Below are 11,150 nucleotides of genomic sequence, written 5' to 3' on the forward strand. Positions count from 1 at the left end.
GGCGACCGTTCTTTGACACCATTGCCAAAAGGTTGACGCGGCCTAGAGGGTTCTGCCCTTGAGTTTGTATACCTGGGCAAGGAGTTCTGCCACGGCCTGGAATTCTTCCGTGGGCACCTCCTGGCCTACCTCAACAATCTTATACAAATTCCGGGCCAACGCTTTATTTTCAACCAGGGGAACATTGGATTCTTCGGCAATCCTTCTGATATTGGCGGCAACGGCTCCAGCCCCCTTGGCCACGATCGTTGGCGCATTCATGGTCATACCGTCATATCGGATGGCAATGGCAAGCCGGGTTGGGTTGGTCACCACCACATCCGCCTCGGGAACGTCGCTCATCATTCTTTTTCTTGCCGCAGTTGCCTGGAGTTGGCGGATTCTTGCCTTGACCTGTGGGTCTCCTTCTGCCTGCTTGTGCTCGTCCTTGACCTCCTGTTTGGTCATTTTCTGGTCTTCCATGAACTTCCAGCGCTGGAACGCAAAATCGATCGCGGCCAGAACCGCCATGACAAGAATCACCTTGATGAAAATTTCAAGGGAAACCTTGAGGACATAGAGAAGAATGGCCGCCACACCGTGGTCATAGAGTCGGATGATATTTTCCACCTCGGATTTAACGACCATATAGGTGACCCCGAAAATAATGGCAATCTTGAGAATGCTCTTTAAAAATTCCATGAGCGCCCGGGATGAGAACTTCTGGGCAAATCCCTTGATGGGGTCGATACGGGAGAATTTGGGTGCAACGGCCTTCCAGGAAAGGACAAACCCCACCTGGAAGATATTTGAGACAAGGGCAGCAACAAAGACCGCCAGAAGCAGTGGACCCAGAATGATGAACAGTCGCTGGGTGGCCACAAACAAAAGATGCACCACCGCCACATCATTAGAAAGAGGAATCCCGGTAAAGGAAAGGCCATCCTGCAGGACCAGGATCAGCCGCTGGTAAATAAAAAAGGCAAAGGCATTAAGTGCAAGGACCCCGGCCAGGAGAACCACCACCGAAGGGACTTCGGTACTCTTGGCAACCTGTCCCTCTTCCCTTGCCTTTTCGAGCTTTTTGGAACTTGCACCTTCAGTTTTCTCTCCGCCGCCGCCTGGATCTTCAGCCATGGCTAACCCCCACCCATCCAGAAGAGAAGTTTCAGGAAAAGTGCCCTGAACTCTATAATATAGGTTCGGGCGACGATAATGATAATCTCAAGGCTCAAACCAAACAGCACCAGTCCCACAATAATCTTCAGGGGAAAGGCAACAATCATGACGTTCATCTGGGGAGAAAACTTTGCCGTAAGCCCAAAGGCCACACTGGTAAACAAAAGGGCCGCAATCACGGGTGCACCAATCTTGATGGCAAGGATGAACATCTGGGAACCCAGAAAAATAACCTTGTCCACCATGATCTGCTGGAAGACAAAGGAGCCGGGCTGAACAAGCTCAAAGCTGTCCACAAGGGAGAGAAGCATGATGTGGTGGCCGTTCATGGCCAAAAAGACCAGAAGGGCCACCCAGTATGCAAGCTGCTCCATAAGCGACACATTGGCCCCGGACTGGGGATCCACCACATTGATCATGGAAAAACCCATCTGAAATCCGATCACCTCACCGGCCAGCTGGAACGAACCGAAAAACAGTCGGACACAAAGCCCCAGGGTCAGGCCGATCATGGCCTCTGAGACAAGGAAAATCCCCATACCCATGGCGGTTTCAGGCAGAAGATCCGGGTCCAACTGGACCACGGAGTAAAGCAGCATGGAGATCACCATGGCAAGACCCGCCTTGACCATTGTGGGAAACATGGTGGTTCCAAAAATGGGAAGCATGAAAAGAACAATACTGACCCTTGCCAATACAAGGAGAAAGAGTTTAAACCCCTGGGGATCTATGAGGTTGATCATCTCCATGGAGACCGGTTACCTGATATACATGGGAATGTTCTCAATGACCCGCCGGGTGAAAGAGGTCATTTCATCGAGCATCCACGGTGCAAAGAAAAGAAGCCCCAGAAATACGGCAATGATTTTGGGCACAAAGGTGAGCGTCATCTCCTGGATGGAGGTGACCGCCTGGAATATACTGATGATAAGCCCTGCGGCAAGCCCTAACCCCAGCATGGGCATGGAAAGATAAATGGTCAAAAGGATGGCCTGCTTGGCAAATTCAATGACAAATTCAGGTGTCATGGTCACACTCCAAAACTTTTCAAGAGTGAACCGGTCAAAAGATGCCACCCATCCACAAGCACAAAGAGCATGAGCTTGAAGGGAAGGGAAATCATAACCGGCGGCAGCATCATCATTCCCATGGCCAGAAGCACCGAGGCGACCACCATGTCAATGACAAGAAAAGGAACATAGATGACAAATCCAATGATAAAGGCGGTTTTGAGCTCACTGATCACATAGGCAGGAATCAAAAGCATCAGGGAAACATCCTCCCGGGTATCGGGCTTTGCCACCCCGGCCCCCTTGACAAAAAGAGCAATGTCGGCCTCCCGGGTGTTGACCAGTAAAAAGTTACGGATGGGTACTTGGGCCGCCGTAAAGGCCTCGTTGTAGTCGATCTGCCGTTCCAGGTAGGGGTTGAGGGCGTTTTGGTAAACATCCAGGGCAACGGGTTTGATAATGAAAAAAGTCAGAAAGAGTGCAAGCCCCACAACCACCTGGTTTGGTGGGCTTGACTGGGTACCGATGGCCTGGCGCAGAAAATGAAACACCACAATGATTCGTGTGAACGGTGTCATGAGAATCAAGATGGCCGGAGCAAGGGCAAGGATGGTCAGAAGCGCTATAATTTCAAGAACAACGGCCACATCCTCAGGTCCCTGGGCCTGCCCGATTCCGAAATTAAACGATGGGATGGGAAAGGTGGCACCCTGAACCATGGAAGGAAGTACCAACCCCAAAAAGAGGCAGGCAACAAGGGGAACTGCCAGGGTCCGAACGTGGCCTTTAGGCGTCATGGTCCTCTCCTTTGCCGGTGGTGCCGGCCACACGTTGGTTCAGCAGTTCTGAGAAACCCGGTTCTTCCACCGTTGTATCGTCTGTGCTGTTGCCAAAGGCGGCAAGGGTGGTGATGGTCTGGGGAGTCACCCCGAGCAAAATTTTCCGGCCAAGCACATCAACGAGCACCAGTTTTTCCTTGGGTGCCAGGTGATGGGCCGCAATGACCTGGATCTCTTTTTTGCCCGTTCTCGACCGATTCAGGGGTGAAAACCGTTTCACTGCGTAGAGAAGCAACAAGAGCACGGCAATGACTAGGGCAAGCATGGCCCCACTGCGTAAAAAAGCACCCCAGAGTTCCGACGAGGCCCCCATTACTCGGTAAGACTCTTGACCCGGTCCATGGGCGTGATGATATCGGTAAGCCTGACACCAAACTTTTCGTTGACCACAACCACCTCGCCCCGGGCGATCAGCTTTCGGTTGATGTAAACCTCCAGGGGCTCGCCGGCAAGCTTATTGAGCTCAACAATGGACCCCTGGCCCAACTGGAGCAGATCGTTTACCAACATCCGTGCCCTGCCCAGTTCCACCGATAGATCCAGGGGGATATCAAGGATAAAATCAAGCTCCCGGCCCGTTTGCTGCCCTTCATGGTCAAACTCATCATCTGACCCATGCTGGCTGCTGTTTGCTTCACTGTTGTTTTCTGCCATGGCGATTCTCTCTTTGTTTATGGTCCTACTTTATGACCAGTTTTTTTTCCACCCGAAATGCCTGAAACCCCCGCTGTACACCGGCAAACCCCCGAACCTTGGGAAGACCGTCAACATATCCGGTGAGCATATCCTTTGCATCGTTGTCCAGCTGAATCACATCTCCCGGCTGGAGATAGATCAGCCGTTCTCCTGAAATTTCTGTGGTTCCCAGCTGAACCCTCAGATTAACCGTTGATTCCAGAATAATCTCCTGGAGCCGCTTTCTCCATGCAACGTCGATCTCTTCGGTTTCAGCCTGGAATCCGGAGGCAAGCTTTGCCCGTAACGGCTCAATCATGGCATAGGGCAAACAGAGCACAAGATTGCCTGCTGCCTGCTCAAGCTCAATTTCAAACCGGGTTACAATAACCAGGTCCGTGGGCAATACAATTGCTGCAAACTGTGGATTCATCTCCGACCGGATCAGAGAAGTTTTAACAGGCTCAATGGGAAGCCATGCCTTTTCAATATCCTTGAGGCAGGCCACGACCACCTTCTTGATCATCACCTCTTCAATGGCGGTAAACTCCCTTCCCTCCACCCTTGCCTTGCCCAGACCTTCTCCCCCGAAAAAGGTGTCGATGAGGTTGTAGACCAGCTGGCTTTCAAGCACCACAAGTCCGTGCCCCCTCAAAGGCTCCATGCGAAAAACGTGAAGACTTGTGGGAACGGGAAGACTGCGTACAAACTCTGTGAACTTCAAGGTATCAAGGGGGTTGGCCGTCACATCGACGTTTGTCTGAAGAAGGCCCGACAGGCTGGTCCTGATCTCCCTGGACAACCGCTCGTTGATAACGTCAAAGGTGGGCATCCTGGCCCTGACAACCTTGTCCTGGCTTGTAAAATCATAGGTTACAATCCCTTCTGGATCGGAAAGTTCAACCTCGGTTTCGCTCTCAACTTCGCCTGAATCAAGCCCTGCAAGCAGGCTGTCAACTTCGTCCTGGGAGAGTATATCGCTCATGGTCTCATCACTGCATTATCAGGTTAGTAAAAAAAAGATCTCTGATCCCTGCCTTGGCCAGGTTCTGCCCAGCCAGGCTCTGGTTGATCTTTTTTATCAATTTTAACTTCAAGGCAAGCTTACCTTGAGCAGATCTCAGGTCAGACCAGTTGGTCTCGCCGGTTGTTGTCTCAATAATCGTTCGAATGGATGCCATGTTGGCCTCTATCTCCTGTCGCATGCCGGGCAAAACCAGCTCAAGGGAAACCGCCAGGGTGACAGAGGTCATATTTCCACCGGGCTTGAGCATGATGCGCTCAAAGGGCTCAACCGCCACAACATCCTTGAACCGGGGTTCAGCAGATCCAGCCCCTGTTTTATCAACGGATTCCACCCCGGCAGGGACCACTGGAATCTTTCCTGGGGCAGGTGCCCTTAGAAACAACAACCAGACGGCCACACCTGCTGCCACAACCAGAACCAGCAGTACCGCAACAATCACGACAATCTTTGGTGTGAACCCTTTCATCCCCTGTTCCTTGCCATGGAAATAAAGCAAACATTGTGCCAGCCACCCCCGGGCGCCTGGGTTTAAGAGATACCAGGAAAAAGACTATCACACCACGGCATTTATTGACCAGTTTTTTTATGAAAGGGGGAAGAGATTTAGAATCTCTTCCCCCAAAAGGATCATTACTTCATGTTAATAACGGTCTGCATCATTTCGTCAACCGTTGTAATGGTCTTGGAGTTAGCCTGGAACCCCCGCTGGGTGGTAATCATCTTCACAAATTCCTCGGAGATGTCAACGTTGGACATCTCAAGGGAGTTAGGGGATATGGTGCCAAGACCGTTCTCACCCGGTTTGTTGGTGATGGCCGAACCGCTATCACGGGTCTCTGAAAAAAGGTTTCCACCGGAATTGGAAAGGCCGTTGTTGTTGAGAAACTTGGCAAGACCGACCCTGAAAAGCGGTATGAGCTGACCATTGGAGTATACCCCGGTCATAATACCGTCCGAGGCCACGTCAACCCCCTGGAGATCGCCGGCAGAATACCCGTCTGCATCCTGGTAGACGGTGTTGGAGGACCTTGCATACTGGGTGGAGGAAAGACTGTCGTTGATGAAATTGATTCCATCATAACGTGTTCCGATATCCAGCTCGATGCTGAACTCGGTGGAGCCGAACTCGCCCCCGAGAAAATCAGTGTTAAACGCAAAATAGCCTGTTTTATCGATCTCATCCACGGATTGCTCACGCCAGGCAGTGGACCCCAGAATATCAAAGGTGATTTCACTTCTATCGGCAATCGAATCTGTGGAAGGACCAAACTTCAGAGAATCGGCAAACCTGAAGACAATATCTTCCTTGTCATCATCATTGCCTGAACCATCAAGGTCGATGACGACCTTGTCCTTGTCTCCCTTGAGGGTTGCAGTAGAGTAAGCCTTAGGCGGTTTCTCCTCAGGCGTTACATCAAAGATAAACGTATCACCTCCTACCATTAAGGCATTCATAGCCACCAACATATCAGCAGACGAATCGCCACTGAAGGAGATGCCCAAATCAGCACCAGTCCCAGCTATAATTATAGCATCGGAATATTCCATGGGCGGAGAGGGATCGATCTCAAAGCTGATGGTGGCTGTGGAGGTCAAAGTAGATAAAAATTCGTATTTGACCGTAGCCCCACTTGCAAATGTAAGGGTTACCGAATCTCCATCACCTGCTACTGGTCCTGCAAATGCGAAGGTGTCCAAAGTCGCAGACCATGTCGAAGTCACTGAATTAAAAGTAAGCTTATAGTCTCCCTCATCCTGTTTTACTCCACCTGTAACACCGGTAATATCTATGTTAGGAGTAGGATCCGGGGCAATCCCCATGAAGGATTCATCTGTCAAATCAGCCTCTTTCATGGAAGCATTCCAGTCCCACTCAAAGCCATCATACACAACCGATATTTTTGAGGAGGCCAGGGTCATGGACGAATAATCTGGAAAAGTGATATCATCATCCCAATTACCTGTTTCGCTTATTGCCGTAGTGGAAGAAGTGAGAATGCTGGCAGCCGCTACCAAGGAATCGGCGTCTTCGGCTGCGCCCGGATCGCTCCAACTCCAGGTTTCCGTGGTTGGATTCCATACGATTTTAACACCTGAAACATCATGGGTCATGGTCTCTGGAGCATTGATCTCAAGTGTGGTATTGTCATTGGCCGTATCACCCAAATAGGTGGTTCCTTCAATGCCCTGGATATGGAGTCCCGAGGGGTCATTGATATCAAACCCAAAGGAATCAGTTGCAACAGCCGGCTGATCCAGTTTAATCCTGAGATCGGATTCAAGATCAAGGGTATTATCCAGGGTAAGATTTATGGTCTGGTCATCGGAGTAAAGAATCTGGGCATTGGCATATGCTGCAGGCAAGCCCTCCGTTGCAAAATCCCATTGAGTCCCATCAAACTCAAACTCAAACCCATAACCATCCAGGGCCATCCTCTCGACATTGTCTATTTCAAAATTAATGGCGTCTTCATTGTTAACCCCATTTGCCTGGACATTTCCAATGCGACCGGTGAACTCTTCCATGGTAACTTTCAGGATATCACCGCTGCTCTCGCTGAAGGAAATGGTCCCCCTGGCAAGGAGTCCCTTGCTGTCCGTAGATTCCACAAGGTTCCTGTTGTCTTCGCTGGGATCACAGGTGACCACATACTCCCAGTCTGTCCCTGTTTTCTTATCATAGTAAACAGTGACGTCATGGGTACTGCCCAGGGCATCATACACCTTGACCACGGACTGGTATTCATAGTTGGTGGAATCCATATAGGTTGTTTCACCCGAATCCCAGCTGTTGGAGAGCACCACAGTCTGACTCTCGGCATCGGAATCCAGGTTGGTGATCATGGAAACAGTTGAACTTTGTTTCGGAGAAGAGGTAAAGGCGTTGAGTACGATATCATTGATGGCACCGATATCCTCACCGGTATCCTCGTCAAGGGCCCACCCCTGAACCAGGTAACTCTCTGGATTGACCAGCTGTCCACTCTTATCAAAATGGAAATTTCCGGCCCGGGTATAAAAATTATTTTCACTGTTGGACTGGCGGACCACAAAAAAACCGTCTCCGCCAATGGAAAGGTCAGTTGAGTTACCCGTTGATTCAAATGAGCCTGTGTCAAAGCTCTGGTCAACGGCACCGATGGACATGCCCCTTCCCACCTGGTCCGTACCCGACTGGGTGGCCACACTCTGGCTCAGGGTGTCGGCAAAGGTGGACCGACCCTTTTTAAACCCCACGGTGTTGACGTTGGAAATATTATTTCCCACCACCTGCATGGCATTGCCCATATTGGTCAAACCACTGGTACCTGTAAAAAGCGAACTTGATAAAGACATAATATTTCCCCTTATTTTTCATGAAGATTTTGAGTGATGAGTTACAGGAAAAGAGAGAAAACGCTCCCCACAGCTCACAACTCAAGCACTTAGATCTCTTGTACGTTGGTGACAGCACTGATTGTTGACAAGAATCCACTATTGCCCAGCACCAGGTATTGGGTTCCGTTGATCACCCTTATTTCAGACACATTCTCAGACAAGGAGACATCAAGGGCACTGGAATCTGAAGTGACGGCATAGGTGTAAAGCCCTTTATCCACAGTGTTTCCACTGTTGTCCGTACCATCCCAGACCACCTCATTTTCTTGTCCCTCATCTACATCCTCGGCAGCGAGTTTAATGCTCTTGATCTCCTGGCCGGATGCGTCAAACAATCTCACCGTCACATCTGTCTTTTCGGGCGCTTCAAACACCACGTTGGCCGCTTCAGCCGAGGATCCATCATAGCTAATCAAGGGCATTGAGGTGGAAATTTTTCTGCCAAGGTAATCCACGGCAGATCCCTGGGAACGTTCAGTTTCAACACTGCTGCCCACCTGGACCAAGGATTCAGGATCCACGAGTACGCCCTGGACCTTGAGGTAGGCCTTACCCTCATTGTAAACAATACTGTCCACCGTGCCTGTAACGGAGGTGGGAACAGTTACAAATCCAGATCCGTTGTTGCCCATAACCGTGTACTTATAGGAACCGTCATCCACCACAGCGCCCGTATTATCCCGTCCATCCCAGTTAAAATCATAGCTACCAGCAGTTTTTTGCCCCGGATACAGCGTACGAACCTCATTCCCCGCTTCATCATAGATAGAGACCATTACATCCGAAGTTTCCTCGATATTGTAGAATCCGCCAAAGGCGGTTCCATCGGCCACCTCTATGGAATCCACGTTACCCGTCACCACCTTCCCCACATAGTCGATGACGTTGGATTCACTGCCCCCCCCCATATTGGTCTGAAGGGCTTCCATGGTATCATTCAGGCTCATAAGCTGCTCGAGCTGGGAGAATTGGGCAAGCTGTGCCGAGAAATCAGACCCTTCCATGGGATTCAGGGGGTCCTGATTTTTCAGCTGGGCCACCAGCATGGTCAAAAAGGCGTCCCTGCCAAGAACATCCTCATCATTTTCCGTCACAGTTGACTTGTAGGAACTGCTCAGTGCATCAAGCGAACTATTTCCCGTTGCGTTTATTGCCATCTTCCGTCTCCTTGTTGATCACGCCACAAAATGAAGTGAATGGGCATCACCTGCAAAGCCCCTGACATCAATTTTTGGATCACTGCCAATCTCTTCGATTCCAGCGCCTCTGTTCCTGCCACGCCTGGAACCAGATCCTTTGGATTGGTGCCTGGCATCGGCCATGGACTGACTGAAATCGCTTCCCATCTCAACATCAAAACTGCCAATGGAGATGCCGCTGTTGGCAAGGGTCGCCTTAAGCTCATTGACATGGGCGGCAAGGATCTCCTTTGCCACATGGCTTTCAGTGACCACACTCACCTTGAGACTGGTGCCGATATTATCAATGGTCATGATAATTCGTCCAAGCTCCGGGGGTTTCAGCTGAAGTTTTAACTCGGTCTCACCCTGGCTGACAGCCCTTGCAAGGCTCTTTCCCACCTGGCTGGTCACATGGGCGGGAAGAAACGATCGAGGGGTTCCGGCATCGGCCACAGACTGGCCCCTGGAATCCATGCCCATCTGCCTGAACTCTCCACCTGCCCCCCCGGACGAGTCAATGGCGGTAACGTTTCTCCCGGGCTCTTTTACCATGTTTCTGTCCATTACCCCTTGTTCCATCATTCTGGTATCATCGATACTGCTTTTCATCTCCTTTACAACGGCCGCCAGATTTTCCATGGATCTTGAGAATTCAGGACCAAACCCTGCCTGTATTTCCGGTAGGGTTGGTGTTTGAGATTTAGGGTCGACCTTGACCCCAAAGAGGTCCATGGGGCTGTTTGAACTGACTTCCCCGGAAGATGATTCCGCCTGATTAAAACGGCCTTCCATCTCCATGGACTGCCCGTTATTCCGGCTTAGACTGTTAATCAGGCTGCCAAGAATCGACTCAACATCACTTTTCCCTGTGAATCCGGCGCTGGAAAGGCCTGAGGGGTCAGACTCAGATGAATCACCCATTTTTTCAAGGGCCGCAACCAGATTTCGAACAAGGAGAACGTCGGTGTTCCCTGGGTTTATTTTATTTCCCTGAACTTCCCTGGCGGACAGATCAAGGTTGATTTTCATTCCGGCTTCTTCATCGGCATCTGCCTGGCTTGTCGACCCAGGGGATATCCCGAGTTTTTCAAGGGCTGCCACAAAATCATCCAGGGTCAGGGAATTGGCATCTTGCCCCGGGATCTGGAGTGATGTCAGAATTGATGTCAGGGCATCCCCTTCAGGTCCGGTTTCCTGTTGTGCATCGGTTTCTGCCGTGGCTACCATTTCCGAAGAGGTCCGCAATTTTTCAAGAGCCGCCACGAAATCACCAAGGGTCAGGGCTGTGGGATCACTTTCATCTATTTCAAGGCCCAGGGATTTGAACATCTGTTCCACCCCGGACTGGGAATCCACACCAAAACCAACACCAGAAAGGAACGACTCTTTTTGAAGGGTCTGAAGTCCTTTGATCAGTTGATCAAGGTCGATACCCACCCCATCTTGCTTGGCATCGTTAATCAAACGGGTTGACACCTGTTCAGGAACCTGCATTGCTGCAAGAATAGACGAGAGAAAGGGAAGCCCCGAGATGGGCAACACCATATTTTTGCCATTCTTTTCGTCAATGGTATCTTCGATATCTTTCCCAGAGACCTTTCCGGCCCGAGCCGTTTCCGGGGATAAAACAGCCATCAACCTGTCGGCAAACGAGGCACCCGTTCCAAGACCTTCAACGCCTGTTCCAGCATCTATTCCCATGGCTAATGGAATGGTGTCTCCCGAAAAAGTGCTGGTGTTGACAAAATTTAAAATCATGTTTTCCCCGCATTCATCAATTGTTGTTTCAGAAAAATTAAAAGCAAAGACCGTGCCGCCATAGATAAAAGAATAAATTACCATATAAAATCAAGATATTAAATCGCTATCAAAAAGAACGTCC

At 50.4% G+C, this 11,150-nt stretch carries 11 protein-coding genes; all 11 read right to left on the reverse strand.

All coding sequences use genetic code 11. The annotated features are described in order from the left end of the window. Nucleotides 1-42: 42 nt before the first annotated feature. The 11 genes from flhB to HRM2_RS18370 all read right to left on the reverse strand — a co-directional run bounded on the left by flhB (nucleotide 43) and on the right by HRM2_RS18370 (nucleotide 11,026). Complete coding sequence (gene flhB / locus HRM2_RS18320) at nucleotides 43-1,116, reverse strand: flagellar biosynthesis protein FlhB (RefSeq protein WP_015905517.1); 1,074 nt, start codon at nucleotides 1,114-1,116, stop codon at nucleotides 43-45. Nucleotides 1,117-1,118: 2 nt separating this feature from the next. Continuing rightward, nucleotides 1,119-1,907 (reverse strand): flagellar biosynthetic protein FliR, encoded by a 789-nt coding sequence (gene fliR, locus HRM2_RS18325; protein ID WP_015905518.1) that lies wholly within the window; start codon nucleotides 1,905-1,907, stop codon nucleotides 1,119-1,121. 9 nt (nucleotides 1,908-1,916) lie between these two features. Further along, complete coding sequence (gene fliQ, locus HRM2_RS18330) at nucleotides 1,917-2,186, reverse strand: flagellar biosynthesis protein FliQ (RefSeq protein WP_015905519.1); 270 nt, start codon at nucleotides 2,184-2,186, stop codon at nucleotides 1,917-1,919. A gap of 2 nt (nucleotides 2,187-2,188) precedes the next feature. Next, complete coding sequence (gene fliP / locus HRM2_RS18335; RefSeq protein ID WP_015905520.1) at nucleotides 2,189-2,965, reverse strand: flagellar type III secretion system pore protein FliP; 777 nt, start codon at nucleotides 2,963-2,965, stop codon at nucleotides 2,189-2,191. Further along, on the reverse strand, nucleotides 2,955-3,320 hold the full coding sequence (fliO, locus tag HRM2_RS18340; protein WP_015905521.1) for a flagellar biosynthetic protein FliO: 366 nt from the start codon (nucleotides 3,318-3,320) through the stop codon (nucleotides 2,955-2,957). The genes fliP and fliO overlap by 11 nt, the downstream gene beginning before the upstream one ends. Continuing rightward, the gene (gene fliN / locus HRM2_RS18345) at nucleotides 3,320-3,661 is read right to left on the reverse strand and encodes a flagellar motor switch protein FliN (RefSeq protein ID WP_015905522.1); all 342 of its coding nucleotides are present in this window, start codon (nucleotides 3,659-3,661) and stop codon (nucleotides 3,320-3,322) included. The genes fliO and fliN overlap by 1 nt, the downstream gene beginning before the upstream one ends. 25 nt (nucleotides 3,662-3,686) lie before the next feature. Next, the gene (gene fliM / locus HRM2_RS18350) at nucleotides 3,687-4,667 is read right to left on the reverse strand and encodes a flagellar motor switch protein FliM (protein ID WP_015905523.1); all 981 of its coding nucleotides are present in this window, start codon (nucleotides 4,665-4,667) and stop codon (nucleotides 3,687-3,689) included. Nucleotides 4,668-4,674: 7 nt separating this feature from the next. Further along, a complete protein-coding gene (locus tag HRM2_RS18355; RefSeq protein ID WP_015905524.1) occupies nucleotides 4,675-5,175 on the reverse strand; it encodes a flagellar basal body-associated FliL family protein in 501 nt (166 codons plus the stop codon). Between the two features lie 164 nt (nucleotides 5,176-5,339). After that, nucleotides 5,340-8,045, reverse strand: coding sequence for a flagellar hook-basal body complex protein (locus HRM2_RS27780; RefSeq protein WP_015905525.1), 2,706 nt, complete (start codon nucleotides 8,043-8,045; stop codon nucleotides 5,340-5,342). Nucleotides 8,046-8,134: 89 nt separating this feature from the next. Further along, nucleotides 8,135-9,244 (reverse strand): FlgD immunoglobulin-like domain containing protein, encoded by a 1,110-nt coding sequence (locus tag HRM2_RS25490; RefSeq protein ID WP_049770472.1) that lies wholly within the window; start codon nucleotides 9,242-9,244, stop codon nucleotides 8,135-8,137. 18 nt (nucleotides 9,245-9,262) lie between these two features. Then, nucleotides 9,263-11,026, reverse strand: coding sequence for a flagellar hook-length control protein FliK (locus HRM2_RS18370; protein ID WP_187149277.1), 1,764 nt, complete (start codon nucleotides 11,024-11,026; stop codon nucleotides 9,263-9,265). Nucleotides 11,027-11,150 lie beyond the last annotated feature (124 nt).

Source organism: Desulforapulum autotrophicum HRM2, from assembly GCF_000020365.1.
In the GTDB taxonomy this organism is placed as follows: Bacteria; Desulfobacterota; Desulfobacteria; order Desulfobacterales; family Desulfobacteraceae; genus Desulforapulum; species Desulforapulum autotrophicum.

What these genes read in the sequence shown, in the direction of transcription:
- flhB (WP_015905517.1), bottom strand. Translation starts at nt 1,116, where the DNA reads ATGGCTGAAGATCCAGGCGGCGGCGGAGAGAAAACTGAAGGTGCAAGT.
- fliR (WP_015905518.1), bottom strand. Translation starts at nt 1,907, where the DNA reads ATGGAGATGATCAACCTCATAGATCCCCAGGGGTTTAAACTCTTTCTC.
- fliQ (WP_015905519.1), bottom strand. Translation starts at nt 2,186, where the DNA reads ATGACACCTGAATTTGTCATTGAATTTGCCAAGCAGGCCATCCTTTTG.
- fliP (WP_015905520.1), bottom strand. Translation starts at nt 2,965, where the DNA reads ATGACGCCTAAAGGCCACGTTCGGACCCTGGCAGTTCCCCTTGTTGCC.
- fliO (WP_015905521.1), bottom strand. Translation starts at nt 3,320, where the DNA reads ATGGGGGCCTCGTCGGAACTCTGGGGTGCTTTTTTACGCAGTGGGGCC.
- fliN (WP_015905522.1), bottom strand. Translation starts at nt 3,661, where the DNA reads ATGGCAGAAAACAACAGTGAAGCAAACAGCAGCCAGCATGGGTCAGAT.
- fliM (WP_015905523.1), bottom strand. Translation starts at nt 4,667, where the DNA reads ATGAGCGATATACTCTCCCAGGACGAAGTTGACAGCCTGCTTGCAGGG.
- HRM2_RS18355 (WP_015905524.1), bottom strand. Translation starts at nt 5,175, where the DNA reads ATGAAAGGGTTCACACCAAAGATTGTCGTGATTGTTGCGGTACTGCTG.
- HRM2_RS27780 (WP_015905525.1), bottom strand. Translation starts at nt 8,045, where the DNA reads ATGTCTTTATCAAGTTCGCTTTTTACAGGTACCAGTGGTTTGACCAAT.
- HRM2_RS25490 (WP_049770472.1), bottom strand. Translation starts at nt 9,244, where the DNA reads ATGGCAATAAACGCAACGGGAAATAGTTCGCTTGATGCACTGAGCAGT.
- HRM2_RS18370 (WP_187149277.1), bottom strand. Translation starts at nt 11,026, where the DNA reads ATGATTTTAAATTTTGTCAACACCAGCACTTTTTCGGGAGACACCATT.